A 19426-nucleotide genomic window follows, 5' to 3' on the forward strand; every position below is an offset into this window, starting at 1 on the left:
CTTTATGATATGAGATAATGGAGGAATTATGGAGATATGCTACAAGCAACCAATGTAAGTTTACGTTTTGGTGATAAAAAGTTATTTGAAGATGTCAATATTAAGTTTACAGCAGGAAATTGCTACGGATTAATCGGTGCAAATGGTGCCGGTAAATCAACTTTTTTAAAAATATTATCTGGTGAACTGGATCCACAATCCGGTCATGTTTCATTAGGAAAAGGTGAGCGACTCGCTGTTTTAAAACAGGACCATTTCGCTTATGAGGAACATGAAGTGTTAAAAACCGTAATGATGGGACATACACGTTTATATGAAGTAATGCAAGAAAAAGATGCAATCTATGCAAAAGGTGAATTCACAGAAGAAGACGGAATGCGCGCTGCCGAATTAGAAGGTGAATTTGCTGAAATGAATGGTTGGGAAGCAGAATCTGATGCAGCTGTTTTATTAAAAGGACTTGGCATTGAAGAAGCTCTTCACACGAAAAAAATGGCGGAGCTTTCTGGTTCTGAAAAAGTAAAAGTATTACTTGCTCAAGCATTATTTGGCAATCCGGATATTTTATTATTAGATGAGCCTACGAACCACCTTGATATTCATGCGATTCAATGGTTAGAAGAATTTCTGATTAATTTCGAAAATACAGTAATTGTTGTTTCTCACGATCGTCACTTTTTAAATAAAGTGTGTACACATATAGCAGACGTTGATTACGGAAAAATCGAGATGTATGTTGGAAATTATGATTTCTGGTATGAATCAAGCCAATTAGCTTTACAAATGGCTAAAGATCAAAACAAGAAAAAAGAAGAGAAAATGAAAGAACTGCAAAACTTTATTGCTAGGTTTAGTGCGAATGCATCGAAATCAAAGCAAGCAACTTCTCGTAAGAAAATGCTGGATAATATTACGCTAGATGATATTAAACCATCATCACGTCGCTATCCTTATGTGGCCTTTCAACCAGATCGCGAAATTGGTAATGACTTGTTGCGTGTAGAAGGTCTTTCCAAAACAATTGATGGTGTAAAGTTGTTAGATAATGTTAGCTTTACGTTAAAACCATATGATAAAGTAGCGTTTATTGGTCCAAATGAACAGGCAAAATCTGTTTTATTCGATATTTTAATGGGCGAAATGGAACCAGATGAAGGAAGTTATACATGGGGCGTGACTACTTCACAGTCTTACTTTCCTAAAGACAACTCCAAGTTCTTTGAAGGAAATAATATGACTCTAGTGGAGTGGCTTCGTCAATATTCTCCAGATGATCAAACCGAAACATTCCTGAGAGGATTCCTTGGCCGTATGCTATTCTCTGGTGAAGAAGCATTGAAAAAAGCCAATGTATTGTCTGGTGGAGAAAAAGTGCGTTGTATGCTATCAAAAATGATGCTTAGCAATTCCAATGTGTTAGTTATGGATGAGCCTACCAACCACTTGGATTTAGAGTCGATCACATCTGTAAACAACGGTTTAATTAAGTTTAAAGGTTCGATATTATTTACGTCACATGACCACCAATTCATTAATAGTATTGCGAATCGCCTAATTGAAATTACTCCTAATGGAATTGTCGATAAGGAAATTAGCTATGACGAGTATGTAGCAGATCGAAAGTTACAAAAAGAAATTGCTGCAATGTACGCATAAATGAAAGAGCTAGCTTGTTGCTAGCTCTTTTTTGTATTTTCTCTTTGATTTTGGACTGTTCTTCTTGCATTTTGGGCGCTTGAGGGAACCTCAAGCGACTTTTTTATGGACTATCTATTTTTTTAAATGTATATCCTATTTTTAGAAATCTTTATTTGAGATTTACCAAGAATATATTTTTGTGTATGCTTGGTATAATTAGCAAAATTGGGAGGGAAAGTGATTGCATAAAGGGATCAATGTATACATAGGTATTGGTGAATGGCTTTTTAAAATTATACTTTTAAACTTATACTGGTTCCTGTTTACAGTACTTGGCTTGCTCTTTCTCGGCTTGTTTCCAGCTACTGTCGCTTTATTTGCGACTATTCGACAAGACTTGAAATCAGAAGATGACAGTAAACTGTTCAAAACCTTTATTAGTTATTACAAGTCAGAATTCATTAAGGGCAATATTTTAGGTTATCTCTTTGTCTTAATAATGGGGATATTATTTATAAATATCCGAATTTTAGGTAATATCGAATTCAGCACACTAAATTCCAGCCTAATGATTGTTACTTATATTCTAATGGGGATTGTCTTTCTTGTTTCCCTTTATATTTTTCCAATTTATGTACATTATAACCTTTCTATTATTGGGTATATAAAGTATTCAGCAGTATTATTCATAGGCAAACCCTTGCAAACGTTATTCTTATTGTTATCCTTAGCTGTTCTATGTTATTTTTTCTATCAGTTTCCTGGGTTCATCCCCGCTATCAGTGGTAGTTTAATAGCATATATTATTATGAGAGTCTCCTATTCATCTTTTCAAATCGAAGAAAAGCAGAGCTGAAATCAGCTCTGCTTTTTCTATAACCTTAACCTTTAACTGATCCTATTAAAACACCTTTTTCAAAGTATTTCTGGATAAATGGATATAATATTAACACAGGTAATGAGGAGACAATGATTACTCCATATTTTACCTGGTCAGCATAACGTTGCGCGTATCCTCCGCCAGTACCTCCACTTCCAGCACCTTCAGCAAATACCTGATTCGATAAGAGTATATCCCTTAAAACAATTTGTAATGGTTGCAGGTCGTAGTTCCGTATATAAATCAAACCTGTAAAAAAGTCATTCCAATGCCAAACCAAATAATAGAGTCCGATTACCGCAGTTACAGCCTTCGATAAAGGTAAGACAATTGTCGAGAAAAATTTAAAGTGTGAACACCCGTCCATCGTAGCTGCTTCAAACATTTCATGTGGAATATTATTCTCAAAAAATGTTCTGGTAATTATTAAATTGAAAACATTAACTGTTAATGGGTTAAAAATAAATACCCAAGGTGTATCAATTAAACTTAAATCTCTCATTAGCATATATGTTGGAATCAAGCCACCATTAAAGAACATAGTAAAGATAAAGAAAAACATTAGAAATCTTCTTGCTCTGAATTCCTGTCTCGATAACACATAAGCTGCCGGCAAAGTGAATAATAGATTTATAGCCGTACCGAAAATTGCATAAAATAAAGTATTTCGATAGCCGATCCACACTCTTGAGTCTTGAAATATCTGTTCATAACCAAATAAACTAAAACCCTGTGGTGTAAATAATACATCTCCCGTTGAAACTAATGTCGGATCACTAATAGAAGCAATTACAATAAAATAAATAGGATATGCGACAATAAAAAACATGGAAATACATATAAAAATCACAAAAGCATCAAAAATTATATCTGATGGTTTTCTATCTTTTATCTTATTTATCGAGATAGAAGGCATCTCTAATCCTCCTTTGGATTTTGATATTTTACCATAAACTGATACGCGATACTTTTTTGGCTATCGTGTTCACAATTAAGAGCATCATAAAATTAATTAATGTATTAAAAAGACCAATAGCCGCCGCATAACTAAACTGATTTGAAACAATACCCGTTTTATATACATATGTTTCAATAACTTCTGAAATAGGTAAATTTAATGAATTTTGCATTAGGAAGATTTTTTCAAAACCGGTACTGATGACTGTACCCATATTTAAAATTAATAGAATAATAATCGTTGGAATAATAGCCGGTATCTCCACATTACGAATAATTTGCCATTTATTCGCTCCATCTATTTTAGCTGCATCATAAAGTTGGGGATCTACTGATGCTAATGCAGCTAAATAGATAATACTATTCCACCCTACATGTTGCCAGACGTCAGAAAGAACGTAAATTGGAATAAATGCGTTTACTGATGCCAATAGATTTCCTTCCACACCTAACTTTGCCAATAGTAAGCCTAGAACACCCGTGTTTGGCGACAACATAACATTTAATAAACCAACCAACACCACAATCGAAATAAAATGTGGTAAATACACAGTCGTCTGCAGAATCCGTTTACCACGTTTCCAACGAATTTGGTTAATTAATAAAGCTAACGCGATCGGTGCCGGGAAACCAACTAGTATCGTAGTAACACTAATTAATAACGTATTTCTAATTAAGTCCCAGAATAAATGACTGTTGACAAATTGCTCAAAATACTTTAATCCTGCCCATTCTCCACCTGTCAAACCAGCCGTAAAATCATATTCGCGAAATGCTAATTGAATACCATACATTGGTATATAATTAAATATAATTACACAGATGATTGCAGGTAGAATCATAATCCATAGTTGATAATCTCTGCGGAATGTATTAATGACAGTCGCTTTTCTAGGTTTTGACACACTTTTAGATTTCGCCGTTTGTGCAAAGGCCATTGAAATGACTCTCCTTTAACAAGGGAGATACCTTGTAAAGAAATCGATACCCCCCTTTCATAATATTAATTTAGCTCTTCACGGTAATTATCATAATATCCCTGAATGATATCAATGTTGTTTTGAAGACCCATTTGCTCTACCTGTTGAATATAATCGTCCCATCCTTCTTCAATACCTCCAGATGTGATCCATTCACCAAATTTAGAAATGGCAATATTCATAAAGTCTGTGTTTACCAGTGTCATCTGATTATGATCCTCTTCAGAATATTTCAACATCATGCCTGGGAAAACATTATTTTCATGATCTAACGACTCAAACACTTCATTATATGGTGCTTGTTGCTCATCCACTGATTGCATATCAGATGGCAACTCAACCTCTAACTCATCTGAAATAAACATTGGACCATTATCTGCCCATGTAGAAGTCCATTTCCATGTACCTGGATCCATTTCTTCATCTTGGGGTTCAAGAATTTTGTATGAATTTTCACCTGTTTCCTCAATGTTCGGACCTATGGAACCAAACAGAACTTGCAAGCTCACTTCCGGGTCAAACAGTTCATTTATAAAACTCATTGCCGCTTCCTTATTACTTGTTTGAGAGGACATTTGAACAAAATTCACACCGTAATTTAACTCATTGTAATCATAAGACCAAGAAACTTCACCATCATAATTGGCTGATTTTTTCATTGGGGTAAAACTCACATACTGATCAGAAACTCCTAAACCAAAACGGTCTGTTTTCTCCCAACCAAATGTATAACCGACTTTTGCATTTTCACCTTCACCTCTAGCCACAGCTTGATATTGCGAATAGTCCTGAGTGAATGCTTCCTCACTAATTAAACCGTTCGAATATAATTTATGCATGAAGCTTACAAACTCACGATATCTATCATCGATAAAGAAGTTTTTCACTTCATCATCTTCTAGAAAATACCCTTGACCACCGCCACCAGTAATCGTCATACCAGTGCTTCCCAACAATACGGTTGGCTGAAAATATCCAAATCCTGTTTCTCCAACAGGCGCAAAATCCATTGGTATCTCATCATTCGGATCCCCATTGCCGTTTGCGTCCTCTTCTTTAAAGGCTGTCAACACTTCAAAGAGCTCATCCCAATTTTTTGGTACTTCCAGCCCTAGATTATCCAACCACTGTTGATTAATGAATTGCATAGTAGCTGTCTCTGGCCAAAATTGCTGGTACTTAGATAGACCATATATTTCACCATCTGCTTGTGTAGAAAGCACCTCTGTGTTCGGCTGTTCGTCAAACATTGCCTGGATATTTGGACCGTGTTCATCGATTAATGGTTTTAGGTTTTCAAATAACCCCGGGAATTGAGCGAAATCTGCATCGGTAACGGCATTAGGGCCAACAATAATGTCTGGAATATCTCCCCCAGCTAACATGGCTCCTTTTTTCTGGTCCCAGTCTGCTGTCACTTCTTCCCACTGAATTTCTACTCCTGCACGTTCTTCGACTTCTTCTAGCCATTCCATATCTTCCAAGTCTTTTGTTAGAGGATGCTTTGTGATAAGACCTGTAAGAACAACTCTTCCATCTTCCGTTTCTTCCGCTTCATTATTCGTTTCCTCATCATTAGTACATGCCGCTAAGAATAGTAATAAACCAATTAAAATAATCGATGTTATTCTTTTGAACATACAATTTTCCCTCCTGATAAATAAATTAGCTAACTCAGTGACTATTGACCTATCATTTATTTAGAAATGAAATCAAGAAAAAAATATTTTTTCTGTCTAACAGCATAAAATTGTTATCGCTTTCATAACGAGATAAAAAAATAAAATATTTTTACACATACTGTTGTTCGTACATTTAACTCATCTATTGCAATAGAAGTTATTTATAGTATGCCATTATTATATGATCCTGTGAATCCACATTTTTTATATTACATATCTTATTTTTGGATTTTAATTGTCTGTTATTTAAACTTTCTTATTCGTTACCACGTTCCATAACCTTCCTTTTTTTTACAAATTCATAGCTATACTCACAAAAAAAAACTTACGGAATGACTCCGCAAGTTTTTTCTTTTATTTTTATCAATTTAATTGAGCTGACTCTATTAATTCTCTAATGACTTTTCGATCACCTTTATAAAGCGAATCTACAATTTTACTGCCAACAATCACCCCATCACAGTGTTCTGTTAATGAGCGGACATGCTCTGGTGTAGATACACCAAATCCTGCTAATACAGGTGCATTACTTTTTTCTCTTAATGATGCCAGATGGGCACCTAACTCATCCTGGAAAGAAGCACGTGCACCGGTTGTTCCAGTTACTGTTACCGCATATAGAAAACCTTCTGTTCGTTTGGCGATCTCGGTTAAACGTTCTTCTGTACTCGTTAAAGCTGCTAAACGAATCAGCGCGATTTTATTTTCTTGCAAAGTAGGTACAATCAATCTTTCTTCCTCTAAAGGCAAATCTGGAATAATTAATCCGTCTACACCAGCTTCCTCACAACTTTTCGCAAATGCTTCGATTCCATACGTATGGATCGGGTTTATATATGTCATCAGTACAATTGGTATCTTACGCTCTGCTTTGCTTTTTTTCAAAGTTTCTAAAACAGCACTTAGTGATACACCATTTGCTAATGCTCGTAACCCTGCTTCTTGAATGGTGGGGCCGTCTGCTACCGGATCAGAAAAAGCGATACCAAGCTCGACAACGGTTGCACCTGCCTCTTCTAAAAAAGCTAACTGTTCATCTAATTGATCCAAGCCGCCATCTCCGGCCATGATATAAGGAACAAAGGCTTTATCTCCACGATCCAATACTTGCTTAAACGCCTGATCTATTTTTGCTTTACCCATTTGCTTCACCATCCAATGCTTCTCGTACCGTTTCAACATCTTTATCTCCTCGACCTGAGAGACAGATGACCATAATTTCTTCTTCTTTCATTTCTTTGGCAAGTTTTGTCGCATACGCAATTGCATGAGAGCTTTCAAGTGCTGGAATGATGCCTTCTGCTCGCGAAAGTTCCTGTAGTCCTTCTAAAGCTTCTTCATCTGTAATATCGACATAGTTGACTCGACCAATATCACGCAAATGACTATGTTCTGGTCCTACACCAGGGTAGTCTAAACCTGCAGAAATCGAATGTGCCTCTTGAATTTGTCCATTATCATCCTGTAGAAGATAGGTCATTGTACCGTGAAGGATACCTTTTTTTCCATAGCTTAAGGTCACGGCATGTTGATCGGTATCAACACCTTTACCACCTGCTTCGACACCATATAGGCGAACTTCTCCATCTTCCACAAAAGGATAGAACATACCCATGGAATTGCTCCCTCCACCAATACATGCGACAACAGCATCTGGCAAACGTCCTTCAGTTTGTTGTACTTGTTTCTTGGTTTCTGATCCAATCATACTTTGGAAATCACGGACAATTTGCGGGAATGGGTGAGGACCTACTACAGATCCGATAATATAATGAGTGTCGTCCACATTACTCACCCAGTATCGCAACGCTTCGTTCACAGCGTCTTTTAATGTTCCACTGCCTTGGTCCACACTCTCGACGCGTGCGCCTAATAATTCCATACGGAACACATTTAACTTTTGACGACGTACATCTTCTTTCCCCATAAAGATCACACATTCTAAACCGAGTAAAGCACAGACGGTTGCAGTAGCAACACCGTGCTGACCAGCTCCCGTTTCAGCAACTACTTTTTTCTTACCCATACGTACCGTTAACAATGCTTGACCGAGGGCATTATTGATCTTATGGGCACCGGTATGATTTAAGTCTTCTCGTTTCAAATAAATTTTCGGTCCACCTAATCTTTTTGAAAAACGTTCTGCATAATAAAGGGGTGTTTCCCGGCCAACGTAGTCTTTTAAGTAATAATCAAATTCATCTAAAAATGCGGGATCCTGGATTGCTTCTTTATAGGCTTTTTCTAATTCTAAAACGGCTGGCATTAAAGTTTCGGGGACAAAACGTCCACCATAATCTCCGTAATGGCCGGTTTCATTTGGTGCATTATATTTTGCCATTTGTATCACCTTTCTTTGCTGCATCTAAAAATGCTCTTATTTTTTCTAAATCTTTGACACCGTCTGTCTCAACACCACTGGAAACATCCACTCCAGCTGGCGCTACCTCTTTAATGGCTTCTTCGACATTGTCTACTTTCAAACCACCAGCAAGTAAGATTTTTTTCGTTAAAAAGTTATGTTTTTGTACTAATGACCAATCAAAGGTTTCACCGCTACCACCTCGGTATTTACCTCCAGGACTATCTAATAAATAATAAGCACAGTCATAGGATGCGACGCGATCCAGATCTTCCGCTGACTTTACTTCAAATGCTTTAATTACCGGAAATGCTAGTTGTTCGCAAAATGCAGGTGTCTCATCACCATGTAACTGCACATAATCCAGTCCGACTTCTTCTGCAATTTCCTCAATTGTCTCGATCGATTCGTTAACAAAAACGCCTACTTTTTTCACGTGATCGGGTACATATTGTGCAAGATCTACCGCTTCCTCCATGGTAACTCTTCGCTTACTTTTCGCAAAAACAAAACCGATAAAATCTACATCCGCATCTACTGCAGCCTGAATTGCTTCCTTATTACGGAGTCCACATATTTTTACTTGTACCATAAATTATTCTCCTAACGGCACTCTTAAGATGTCAAACGTTTCTTTTAAATCGACCGAGCGCATCATTGTTTCTCCAACAAGTATACCTTTTGCACCAGCTTGTTTCACGCGTTCAACATCCGCTTTTTCTTTCATGCCACTTTCACTAATCAAAAGCGTTTTCGTTGTATCTATTTTTGCTGCCAGTTGTTCTGTCACGGCAAGATCCACTTCAAATGTTTTAAGGTCGCGATTATTAATACCAATAATGTTGGCACCAATTCGTTGAGCAACCGCTAATTCCTCTCCGTTATGGACCTCAAATAAAATTTCTAACCCTTTATCAGATGCGTAATTATATAATGCCGCTAACCTTTCTTCAGGCAAAGCTGCTGCAATCAATAATATCAGGTTGGCACCAGCATCAAAGGCACGGTCAATTTGAATCTCATCGATTATAAAATCTTTATTTAGAACGGGTATATCCACAACTTCTCTCACCGCTTGCATGTCTTCCATCTTCCCTTGAAAAAAAGGTGTATCGGTTAATACCGAAATCGCTCCAGCACCACAGCTCTGATAAAGCTGACCTTGCTCAGCTGGTTCGACCCCATCATTTATTAACCCTTTTGAAGGAGAAGCACGTTTCATTTCAGCAATGATACTCATTTTGTCTGATTTCATAAAGCTTTCATATAAGGAGACCTTTATTTTTTTCCCTTTAATGGAGCCTGGCTGATAATTTTGCTTTAAGTCTGCTACTTCTTTTGTTTTTTCTGCTAAAATTTTATCTAAAATGGTCATATTACACCTCTTGTTTAATTCGATTACTAATGGTGATCAGATTATCTAATTTGGCTAACGCTGCACCTGAATCAATTGATTCACGTGCAAGCTCCACACCTTGTTGGACCGTCTCTGCTTTTCCGTTGGCGAAAATCCCTAACCCCGCATTGAATAATACGGTATCTCTGTGTGGTCCTTGTTTACCTTCCAGGACATTTCGTAAAATCTCGGCATTTTCCTTGGAATCGCCGCCCTTAATTTGCTCATTATCTACTGTAGGCAAACCAACTTCCTCTGGTTTTAGTGTGAATTTCATTATTTCTCCCTTTTCTAATAATACCAAATGATTTTCACCAGCTAAAGAGGCTTCATCCATATAACCTGCGCCATTAATAATTAATGCACGTTTGCGACCTAATTTATGCAATACAGCTGCCATGGTCTCTAAAGAATCACGACGATAGGTTCCCATTAATTGAGAAGTTAATTTAACTGGATTTGTTAAGGGGCCAATCACATTAAAAATGGTCGGTACACCTAACTCTTTTCTCACCTTCATTGCCCGTTTCATTGCTGGATGTACATTAGGTGCAAATAAAAAGGCAATACCGTTTTCTTTTAATATCTCATAGGTTTCTGGTCGGGTAAATTCTAATGGTACACCCAGATTTTCTAATACATCTGCACTTCCTGTTTTACTTGATATACTGCGATTACCGTGTTTCGCTACTGTGATACCAGCACCTGCAATCACAAAAGCGGAGGTCGTACTAACATTAAAGCTCTGTGAACCGTCTCCACCTGTACCACAGTTATCCATTGCATCTGTCAGCTCATCAGGCAATGCGAGCGGAGAAATTTCTAGCATGACGTTTACTAGACCGGTAATCTCATCAACTGTTTCTCCTTTTGTCTTTAATGCCGATAAGAATGCGCCGATCGCAATATCACTTGTATCTTCTGCAAAAATGTATCTTGCTGCTTCTTCCATTTCTGCTAGTGTCAAATTCTCTTTTTCCATCACTTTTTTCAGGAATTGTTTCATGCTTTTTGCCCCTTTCCAATTGCTTCAAAGAAATTATTTAATAACTTTTTGCCTTTTGCCGTACCAATCGACTCTGGATGAAATTGCAATCCATAGATAGGTAAATAAGTATGTTTTACTGCCATGATTTCCTGATCATCCATGGCGGTTGCTGTTACTAATAGTTCATCAGGTATCGTATTTTTCTCAATTACTAGAGAATGATATCGCATCACCTCTAACGGTTGCTCGAGATAGTTAAAAATCTCATCATTTTGATGGCGGATCATCGATGTTTTTCCGTGTTTGATTTGGCGAGCATGTGTTACCGTTGCCCCATACGCGGCACCAATTGCTTGATGACCTAAACAGATACCTAGAATCGGAAATTCACTTGCCAGATGTTTAACAATATCGATACAAATACCAGCCTCATTTGGTGTTCCAGGTCCTGGTGAAAGGATAATCGCCTCTGGATCTTTTTGTCTGATTTCATCTAGTGTTATTTTGTCATTTCGAACGACCTCGATTTCTTTACCTAGCTCTGACATGTATTGAAACAGGTTATACGTAAAGGAATCATAATTATCGATTAAGAGAATCATCTTTTAGTTACCTCCAATAACGACTTGGCTTTATTTAAGGTTTCCTGGTATTCTGATTCGGGATCAGAGTCATAAACAACGCCCGCTCCTGCTTGCACGTAAGCATTCTGTCCTTTGATCACCATTGTTCGAATGGCCAGCGCCAGGTCGAGGTCGCCGTTCATATTGATGTAACCAACTGCTCCTGCATAAACACCACGTTTTTTGTCTTCCAGGTCGTTAATGATTTGCATTGCACGAATTTTTGGTGCTCCTGAAACCGTTCCAGCTGGTAAAGTGGAGACTAGCGCATCTAATCCTGTATAATCTTTTGTTAATTCTCCGTGGACTTCGGAGACAATGTGCATCACATGTTGATAACGTTCAATCGTCATATATTTCGGAATTGTAATCGATCCAATTTCACAGACACGCCCAAGGTCATTACGACTTAAATCTACTAACATTTTATGTTCTGCTAATTCTTTTTCATCCGCTAATAATTCCGTTGCTAATTGCTGATCTTCTACTTCTGATTTACCTCTCGGCCTTGTACCTGCAATCGGATTTGTTATCACATGCTTACCCGTTGTCTTAATTAAACTTTCAGGTGATGCCCCCAAGACAATATAGTCATCAAAATCGATAAAATACATATATGGAGATGGGTTGGATACTCGTAATCTACGATAAAAGGTAAACGGATCTGCATCAAAACTTGCCTTCATTCGCTGTGATAATACCACTTGAAAAATGTCACCATCGACAATATGCTGTTTTGCTGTTCTGACCATGTTCAAGTACGCTTCTTTTTCAATCGACGGTGTAAAGCTAACATGTAACTCTTCATCTGACATGGTCGTTTCAGGTGTCCAAATTTGATCTTGAAGCTGATGCAACTTCTCTTCTAGCATTTCATCATCTCTTGTGCCATCTAGGTTAATGGTTAGCATTGTGATTTTTTGTTTCATATGGTCGAACACAATCACGTCTTGATAAAACATCATATGAACATCTGGCATGTCAATTTCATCTTCTAAAAGCTTCCCGATTTCTTCATACTGACGAATCGCATCATAACCGATAAATCCTATTGCCCCTCCGTAAAAGGCATAGGGCAATGGCAAATCTTCCTTAGGTATGTGTGCTTTGACAATCTCTAACGGCTTTTGCTGGACGGTCTCTTTGGTTCCTTTGGTATGATTAATCACCGTTGTTTCGTTAGCACTTCCGATAATTTCTTTATAAGGATTTAATCCAATAAAAGAAAAACGGCCTTTTTCTCCGTGATTAACAGAGCTCTCCAGTAAGAATTTTTTCTTGCCAGCTATCCGATTATAGACCGAGATAGGTGTGATCGTATCTCCGTTAAGCGCCGTACTTTTATAGTTGACCATTTGCTTCGACTCCTTTATTAATCGTTTTGAATTTCCGGGTATAAAAAAAGTCCCTATTCATACATCGATGTATGGAATAGGGACGGTTATTTCTACCGTGGTGCCACCACTATTTGAAGGAGTATTATCTGTAATTTCCTTCCACTTCATTGATCCATTAACGAGGATAAGCCGTTGCACTGTACTGTATTTTCCAGAGCACTCTCAAAGGTCCATTCCAATTTCCGTGTATACCGGTTTCCAGCAATTCCGGCTCTCTTGGCTACAGTGGGAGATTGTACTAATCCTTCTCATTGATTTAAGTTATCATAATCTATACAAAAAGGGTTTCCACATCCTAAAAGGACGAGGAAACCCGTGGTACCACCTTTGTTAGCTGTTAAAACAGCTCACTTTTCATGCCAAATGAAAATTATTTAACACTATCCCTTTGCAACGAGTGGATCTCTCGCCAAAGCCTACTAGAAATACGTTCGGTTTGGGGCTCTGAAGTCCATTCACTTAATGTTGCACACTGATTCACACCAACCATCAGCTCTCTATTGTGCATGCGATAAGCTACTTCTCTTCGTCAACGCCAATTCGTTTCAATTGTTGTTACTATCATAGTATGCTCACATTGTTTTGTCAATGACTTTTTATTAACGTTTTCAGAAAATTAAATAATCTTTAGTATTCGATGATCTCTTCGTCTATTTTTTCACCTAGATGGCGCCCAGGCTGATCCAATTGCACTAAAACTCGATCACCCTCTACTAGCGATATCGCTTGTTTTTCTTTATAATTTGCCGATAACAAATGGACACTGTCTGCTTCTTGAAGTGTTACCGAAACTTCCATGTTAGATATACGGGCAACGATGCGCATTAATGGCCGTTTCTCTATTTTCACTCGACCAAGCGCAACCTGTCGTGTTTCTCCTTTTGCATTTAAGACAGTTATTTTATCTCCAGGTTTCAATTCGGCTAAATAGGCCGTTTTAGAAGATTCTTTTAAGACATAATGATGGATCGCTCCACTATTAATACGAAATGGTCTGGCCGGATACGTATCCGTTGTGCGATTTTCTGCTAACACAAATAGATAGCCATGACCAGTATTTCCTAATAAAATGCCTTCTGTTGGCTCTAAATGATCAACAAAATCTAAGCACACTCGGGATCCTTCTCCAATTGACTCTGTTCGGATGATTTCAGCTTCTTGCAGGTTACTTTCCAACTTTTAACCCCCATTCATATTTTTGTTCATTTTTCCACAGAAATTACATAGCATTCATAACGATAATCATATACAATATATCTTGGATTTACAAATGGGAGGCTAACCTATGCGCATGTTATTAGTAGTGTTATTTCTTCTATTGATTGTTGGCTTCAGTGTAGTCGGGTATACCACTAGTACTCACTCTGTAAAAGACGATGTAATCGAAATGGAGCAGGAAAAATAGAAGGAACAACAAAAGATTTTTTAATTAGAAAAATCCAAACGATTTCGAAAACTATTTTCGATTCGTTTGGATTTTATTCGTAGGAGAAAGGATACGCCATAATTGAGGTGGCAATTTTGACATGATGTATATGTTTAATATCCGCTTCGGCTTGCCCACTCCCCTTTCCATGGGCTTTTTCCTTCAGCTAACTTTTCCAGGCAAAAACCGCATGGAAAAGTGGATCTTCAGGAAAAAGGATCCCATAGGAGTTGGAGTGGCCGCCTACGCTCAATGAAATTCTACACCTTTTGCAAATGCTAATATTTTGGGTTCTTTCTACAAATAATTACAACAAATCATAGTGATTAAAGCAAACATGCATCCTCTTGCTAAATTTGCAGAGTATAAAAAAGCGTAGGCGTCCGTTTTCACTCCTGCGGGATATTTTTATCCTAAGATCCACTTTTTAAGCGTACTTTGTTTAAAAAGTTAGCTTAGGCTAAAAACCCGCGGAAAGGAAAACGGGCAAGCCGTAGCGGTTGTAAAGCACATATAATATTTCATAATTACCACTACAATTGTGTCACACTTTTCTTTTATAGCGTAACAACGCATAGCGGATTGTTCGTGTTTTAAGTTAAGAGCAACATTTATTCTTTTCTATCTTTATTTTCTTTTGAGATCGACTAAATCATCAACTTTCACTGCTTGGCCTGTGGCAAGTGATTTATTACCTGCAATCCCCGTTAAAATGGAGATAGCGCCGTCAACATGAGAGGCTGCACGATTAAACTCGTCATCTGCTGGTACACCAAATAAATCATTTAATAATTCAGGATCACCACCACCATGGCCACCTTCTTTTTCCTCTACTTCGACTTCGTAGGCTTCACCAAACATCGGTAATACGCGAAGTGTTTTTTCATCTAATTTACCTTCATCACTTTTTTCTCCACCAGAATTTATATAAGATTGTTCACGTACCTGGACTTCTATTCGACCTTTCGTCCCATTAAATGCAATTTGAAACCCTTCCCAAGGTAAATAAGCATTTAAAGAATAGGTTAAAATTGCTTTGTTTTTATACGTTACATTAACACCTAACGTATCCTCAATATTTATCCCGTCTCCAAAAACGCTCTGATCCCGGTGGTAACCATCTTCTTTTTCGGCATCCAAATACATGGATTTAAGGTGTTCATTGGATTTTAAATCAATAGCAAACGGATCATCTTTTGCATAGTCACTCCCGTGTGCCCTTTCATAAAACTGTGTTACACCACGTTCCTCAGCATTTTCTTTTCCATAAAAACGAAGACCACCCGTAGCGTAAACAACATCCGGCTCTGTATCCAGCCAAAAATTTACTAAGTCAAAGTGATGTGTTGACTTATGAACGAGCAAACCGCCACTATTGCGTTTATCCCTATGCCAACGACGGAAGTAATCTGCACCATGTTGAGTATCTAATGCCCACTCAAAATGAACGGAATTAACTTGACCAATTACTCCATCACGAATTAACTCACGAATTTTGGTATTGTGTGGTGCATATCGGTAATTAAACGTTACCCTAACATTCTGACCCGTTCTTTCAATCGCATCAATAATTGCCTGTGTTTTTTCCGCGTCTACCGTCATTGGTTTTTCCGTAATGACATCACACCCTAATTCCATTGCTCGAATGATATAACGATGATGTGTTCTATCCATAGAAGTTACAATAACAATGTCTGGTTTCTCTGTTTCAATCATTTCGTCAAAACGGTCTGCTGTATAGGTGTTTATTTCATCTACTCCATATTTATTTTTCAATAATGTATTTGCATAATCCAATCTTGTTTGATTCGAATCAGAAAACGCTACCAAATCACAGGTCTCTTTGAAGTCCTGCACCATTGCTCCATAAAAAAATTCAGCACGTCCACCAGTTCCAATCAACACATATTTCTTCTTCAATTTGAACACCCCTAATCATTTTTGAAATCGCTCACATTTTTAAAATAACAACGTTGTTAAAATTATAAAATATTAATCTTAAAATAGCAACTTATAATCTAATAATTTTTAATTTCATGTTTTATCGGATATATAAAAGGTTAGCATTTTTTTTAGATAAATGGTTTCTTACATACAAAAAACTCTCCCGCTTATACGAGAGAGTTTCAAGTTACATTGTTAATCTAATATAGTTACGTCTACCGTTCTTCTACCCCAAGCATATGCTTCGTCTTTTGTTGGAACGTGTAAATCAATTTTGTTTCCATTGATAGCTCCACCAGTATCTCCTGCAATCGCCTCACCATATCCTTCGACATGCACTCTAGTTCCTAGTGGAATTACATTTGGATCAACAGCAATTACTTTCATGTTAGGGTTTTCCAATAAGTTAATCCCTGTAGCAGTAATACCTGAGCAACCTTCACATTTTGCTGTATAAGCCGTTGCTGACACAGAGATAGTTTCACCATCTTGACTTGAAGAAGCTTCTTTTGTTTCTTGGTTGTTTTCTGCTTTTGTTTGAGTTACTTCTTTCGCTTCCTTTTTGTCTACTTTTGGTTCAGATGCTTTTGGCGTTTCTTCTTGATTGCTTGTCTCTTTTTCTACTTTGTTAGATTCAGACGGATCTTTATCTACTTCTTTTATTGTTAATTTTTCCCCTATAATGATTAAGTCTGTTTCAAGGTTATTCCATTCTTTTATTTCGCTAACAGTTACATTATGTTCTTCAGCGATTCTACTTAATGAATCTCCTCTTTCAACAATGTAAGTGATCTCTTTATCTATCTCTAGTATTTGTTTTGGTTGAATAACATCTGAATCTAATTTGTTAATCTCCTTAAGTTTCGCAACTGATGTATTATTTTCTTCTGCGATTTTCCACAAACTATCTCCCTCTTCTACTTCATATTCTGCCGCCGAAAGTGGTAGCACGAAAAAGAAGCTAGTTGCAACAAAACCCATTGACACTAAAAATTTTCTCATCAAAGTTGCCTCCTTTCATGTTGACAAGGACCAATATAACATAGATTAATTCCCCGTGTGGTTACAGGGAGTTTAAGAGTCTGTAACAAAGATTACTATATTACACTGGCTTGTCACATTCGTCATTATGGGGCAACATTAATAGATTTTATACATGTTTTCGTAATATTTTCTATAAAAATATCATTTTTTAGTTATTTTCAAACGATTCATAGTAGGCACACAATCACTGTAAACATGAAAATATTAAAAGTATTTAGTCTTGAAGACGGGATAATCGTTCGTCTTCACAGGATATAGTGACCGCTTCACTTGATATGTTTTGATATCCTGCCAAGCAAACATATTATCCCGTGAAGCAGAATAGTTATCCCGTCAAGAATAGCTATTATACTTTTGAAATCTTGAATTAGTTCGCGAATATTTGAAAATGTTTTTTGTATTCTGCTTGAAGTTTTTCTCTCTTTAAGAGATCATTTGTGATTACTTCTGTCATATCCAAAGGAATATCTTTTACTACCTCTTTGCCTTTAAACATGGAATAATCCCCACCACCACTTGCTCGATAATTATTCATTACTACATGATAGGTTTGGTTCATATCCATTGGTTTCCCATGATAATTAATGGTTATTACTCGCTCCCCCATTGGATTTGATAGCAATATTTCGTAATAAATCCCCTGCCACATATCATAGTTGTAGGGTTGTGGCTTAGGGGTTAAATAGCTCGGATTTACAACTATCTCTCCAGCTTCTACTTGAAAATAGCTGGCAGCCTTCTCTAAAGCCGCTTTTATGTCATAACCGCTTATTTCTAACACCTTCAAAGTATTGGGATATATATAATTTGATACAATATCTCTCATTGTTACCTGCTTTGGAAACCCAGGGGATTTATCATGAAATAATGCTGTACATGATATATCAACTTCCGCTACCTTCATTTGTAATTGATTAATATAATGAATAAACGGGTGCCCCTTGAGACGCACTCCCATTGGATCTGTAATTTCCATGTCACCTTCAACTGTAGTGATCGTCTGATCAAGAAAGTCCTGAACTTGTTTTTCATCATTTCGTATTCGTTCCATTACATGATGATCGACTTTTGTTTCGTTATCTACATAATGAAGTGTTGGTTTAATAGACAATATTTTTTCATCATACTCTATTTTTATTTCTGCAAGTGCCTGCCCATTATTTCCAGGCTGCACAAATGGAACTCCCTTTATTTCTCCCGTTAAAAAGCGATGTTGATGCCCTGTGATCAATAAGTCTATTCCTTCTACTTCTTGGCAAATTTGATAGGCTTGATTCTCACCTGTTAACTCTTCTGTAGCTTCCCCTGTCTCAGGATCTCGTTCCAATCCGCCGTGATAACTTACGATCATGATATCTGGTTTTTCCAACTCGCGAATTAATGGCACCCACTTTTTGGTGGATTCACATACATCTTCAAATTGTAAATCTTTTATATGATTAGGGTCTTCCCAATTAGGGATGAAATGTGTCGTCATTCCTAATACAGCAATGCGGATGTCTCCAATTTGTTTGATTACATAAGGTTTTCCTAAAAATGGTTCCTGATCCATTGTATTTACCACATTTGCAGATAACCAGGGGAAATCCGACTCATTGACAGCTCTTTGTAAATAGTCCATCCCATAGTTGAATTCATGATTGCCAATTACCGCGAGATCATATTTTAATTGGTTCGCAACTTTAATCATTGGATTTTTATAATTTGTTGCCTTTTTAGCAAAATAATAGGTGAACGGACTTCCCTGGATGAAATCGCCATTATCAATTAATATGGTATCCTTATTTTTTCTAAGCTTATTTAATAAAGTAGCGACTTTTGCTAATCCCATATTTTCTTCTACTCTATTACGATAATTGCTAGGTGTAATATAGCCATGTACATCACTGGTCACACATATGGATAGTCTCATCTCGTTTATCCCCCTTTTCTTCTATTATAACGATCTTTTTCTTTTTGAGGAAAAAGTTTACAATATCTTAACTTGGATTTAACACCCAGTTTTCAATCATTTGTTATAGTTAAAGTGTTCCAAATTGAGCAATGCTGCAAAGATTGCTTTCTCACAAAATGATAGCCCCTTTTTCTTTTGCCGATGAACTATCTCAT

The 19426-nt window shown here is 37.1% G+C and carries 16 protein-coding genes and 2 other annotated features; of the genes, 2 read left to right on the top strand and 14 right to left on the bottom strand.

Annotation, left to right across the window (positions count from 1 at the left end):
• Nucleotides 1–36 precede the first annotated feature (36 nt).
• The gene (locus BUC25_RS03755) at nucleotides 37–1656 is read left to right on the top strand and encodes an ABC-F family ATP-binding cassette domain-containing protein (protein ID WP_073199774.1); all 1620 of its coding nucleotides are present in this window, start codon (nucleotides 37–39) and stop codon (nucleotides 1654–1656) included.
• 223 nt (nucleotides 1657–1879) lie between these two features.
• Nucleotides 1880–2494: a YesL family protein gene (locus tag BUC25_RS03760; protein ID WP_073199776.1), complete on the top strand. Its 615-nt coding sequence runs from the start codon at nucleotides 1880–1882 to the stop codon at nucleotides 2492–2494.
• 25 nt (nucleotides 2495–2519) lie between these two features.
• Here BUC25_RS03760 and BUC25_RS03765 read toward each other — a convergent pair whose 3' ends face one another.
• From BUC25_RS03765 to BUC25_RS03825, 14 genes are all read right to left on the bottom strand, one after another.
• Nucleotides 2520–3434, bottom strand: coding sequence for a carbohydrate ABC transporter permease (locus BUC25_RS03765; RefSeq protein WP_073199778.1), 915 nt, complete (start codon nucleotides 3432–3434; stop codon nucleotides 2520–2522).
• Between the two features lie 28 nt (nucleotides 3435–3462).
• Entirely contained in the window at nucleotides 3463–4413 is a 951-nt protein-coding gene (locus BUC25_RS03770; RefSeq protein ID WP_073199780.1) for an ABC transporter permease, read from the bottom strand.
• Between the two features lie 65 nt (nucleotides 4414–4478).
• Nucleotides 4479–6095, bottom strand: a complete 1617-nt coding sequence (locus BUC25_RS03775) for an extracellular solute-binding protein (RefSeq protein ID WP_073199782.1) — start codon at nucleotides 6093–6095, stop codon at nucleotides 4479–4481.
• A gap of 405 nt (nucleotides 6096–6500) precedes the next feature.
• Nucleotides 6501–7280 (bottom strand): tryptophan synthase subunit alpha, encoded by a 780-nt coding sequence (gene trpA, locus BUC25_RS03780; RefSeq protein ID WP_073199784.1) that lies wholly within the window; start codon nucleotides 7278–7280, stop codon nucleotides 6501–6503.
• Nucleotides 7273–8478 (bottom strand): tryptophan synthase subunit beta, encoded by a 1206-nt coding sequence (gene trpB, locus BUC25_RS03785; RefSeq protein ID WP_073199786.1) that lies wholly within the window; start codon nucleotides 8476–8478, stop codon nucleotides 7273–7275. The genes trpA and trpB overlap by 8 nt, the downstream gene beginning before the upstream one ends.
• A complete protein-coding gene (locus BUC25_RS19530) occupies nucleotides 8465–9091 on the bottom strand; it encodes a phosphoribosylanthranilate isomerase (protein WP_244535117.1) in 627 nt (208 codons plus the stop codon). The genes trpB and BUC25_RS19530 overlap by 14 nt, the downstream gene beginning before the upstream one ends.
• Nucleotides 9092–9094: 3 nt before the next feature.
• Nucleotides 9095–9874: an indole-3-glycerol phosphate synthase TrpC gene (gene trpC, locus BUC25_RS19535; protein ID WP_244535118.1), complete on the bottom strand. Its 780-nt coding sequence runs from the start codon at nucleotides 9872–9874 to the stop codon at nucleotides 9095–9097.
• Nucleotide 9875: 1 nt separating this feature from the next.
• Nucleotides 9876–10901: an anthranilate phosphoribosyltransferase gene (trpD, locus tag BUC25_RS03795; RefSeq protein ID WP_073199788.1), complete on the bottom strand. Its 1026-nt coding sequence runs from the start codon at nucleotides 10899–10901 to the stop codon at nucleotides 9876–9878.
• Complete coding sequence (locus BUC25_RS03800) at nucleotides 10898–11485, bottom strand: anthranilate synthase component II (RefSeq protein ID WP_073199791.1); 588 nt, start codon at nucleotides 11483–11485, stop codon at nucleotides 10898–10900. Before BUC25_RS03800 ends, trpD begins: the two co-directional genes overlap by 4 nt.
• On the bottom strand, nucleotides 11482–12861 hold the full coding sequence (gene trpE / locus BUC25_RS03805; protein WP_073199793.1) for an anthranilate synthase component I: 1380 nt from the start codon (nucleotides 12859–12861) through the stop codon (nucleotides 11482–11484). Before trpE ends, BUC25_RS03800 begins: the two co-directional genes overlap by 4 nt.
• A 75-nt stretch (nucleotides 12862–12936) precedes the next feature.
• Nucleotides 12937–13164 (bottom strand) — a binding site (T-box leader).
• A gap of 35 nt (nucleotides 13165–13199) precedes the next feature.
• Nucleotides 13200–13445: a binding site (T-box leader), on the bottom strand.
• A gap of 85 nt (nucleotides 13446–13530) precedes the next feature.
• Complete coding sequence (locus tag BUC25_RS03810) at nucleotides 13531–14079, bottom strand: 3-dehydroquinate synthase II domain-containing protein (RefSeq protein ID WP_073199796.1); 549 nt, start codon at nucleotides 14077–14079, stop codon at nucleotides 13531–13533.
• 877 nt (nucleotides 14080–14956) lie between these two features.
• The gene (locus tag BUC25_RS03815; RefSeq protein WP_073199798.1) at nucleotides 14957–16249 is read right to left on the bottom strand and encodes a Gfo/Idh/MocA family protein; all 1293 of its coding nucleotides are present in this window, start codon (nucleotides 16247–16249) and stop codon (nucleotides 14957–14959) included.
• Between the two features lie 219 nt (nucleotides 16250–16468).
• Nucleotides 16469–17275 carry a 3D domain-containing protein gene (locus tag BUC25_RS03820; protein WP_073199800.1) on the bottom strand — a complete coding sequence of 269 codons (807 nt, stop codon included), beginning with the start codon at nucleotides 17273–17275 and terminating at the stop codon, nucleotides 16469–16471.
• 409 nt (nucleotides 17276–17684) lie between these two features.
• Complete coding sequence (locus BUC25_RS03825) at nucleotides 17685–19229, bottom strand: bifunctional metallophosphatase/5'-nucleotidase (RefSeq protein ID WP_073199802.1); 1545 nt, start codon at nucleotides 19227–19229, stop codon at nucleotides 17685–17687.
• Nucleotides 19230–19426 lie beyond the last annotated feature (197 nt).

Source organism: Gracilibacillus kekensis (genome assembly GCF_900143085.1).
In the GTDB taxonomy this organism is placed as follows: domain Bacteria; phylum Bacillota; class Bacilli; order Bacillales; family Amphibacillaceae; genus Gracilibacillus; species Gracilibacillus kekensis.

What these genes read in the sequence shown, in the direction of transcription:
- BUC25_RS03755 (WP_073199774.1), top strand. Translation starts at nt 37, where the DNA reads ATGCTACAAGCAACCAATGTAAGTTTACGTTTTGGTGATAAAAAGTTA.
- BUC25_RS03765 (WP_073199778.1), bottom strand. Translation starts at nt 3,434, where the DNA reads ATGCCTTCTATCTCGATAAATAAGATAAAAGATAGAAAACCATCAGAT.
- BUC25_RS03770 (WP_073199780.1), bottom strand. Translation starts at nt 4,413, where the DNA reads ATGGCCTTTGCACAAACGGCGAAATCTAAAAGTGTGTCAAAACCTAGA.
- BUC25_RS03775 (WP_073199782.1), bottom strand. Translation starts at nt 6,095, where the DNA reads ATGTTCAAAAGAATAACATCGATTATTTTAATTGGTTTATTACTATTC.
- trpA (WP_073199784.1), bottom strand. Translation starts at nt 7,280, where the DNA reads ATGGGTAAAGCAAAAATAGATCAGGCGTTTAAGCAAGTATTGGATCGT.
- trpB (WP_073199786.1), bottom strand. Translation starts at nt 8,478, where the DNA reads ATGGCAAAATATAATGCACCAAATGAAACCGGCCATTACGGAGATTAT.
- BUC25_RS19530 (WP_244535117.1), bottom strand. Translation starts at nt 9,091, where the DNA reads ATGGTACAAGTAAAAATATGTGGACTCCGTAATAAGGAAGCAATTCAG.
- trpC (WP_244535118.1), bottom strand. Translation starts at nt 9,874, where the DNA reads ATGACCATTTTAGATAAAATTTTAGCAGAAAAAACAAAAGAAGTAGCA.
- trpD (WP_073199788.1), bottom strand. Translation starts at nt 10,901, where the DNA reads ATGAAACAATTCCTGAAAAAAGTGATGGAAAAAGAGAATTTGACACTA.
- BUC25_RS03800 (WP_073199791.1), bottom strand. Translation starts at nt 11,485, where the DNA reads ATGATTCTCTTAATCGATAATTATGATTCCTTTACGTATAACCTGTTT.
- trpE (WP_073199793.1), bottom strand. Translation starts at nt 12,861, where the DNA reads ATGGTCAACTATAAAAGTACGGCGCTTAACGGAGATACGATCACACCT.
- BUC25_RS03820 (WP_073199800.1), bottom strand. Translation starts at nt 17,275, where the DNA reads ATGAGAAAATTTTTAGTGTCAATGGGTTTTGTTGCAACTAGCTTCTTT.
- BUC25_RS03825 (WP_073199802.1), bottom strand. Translation starts at nt 19,229, where the DNA reads ATGAGACTATCCATATGTGTGACCAGTGATGTACATGGCTATATTACA.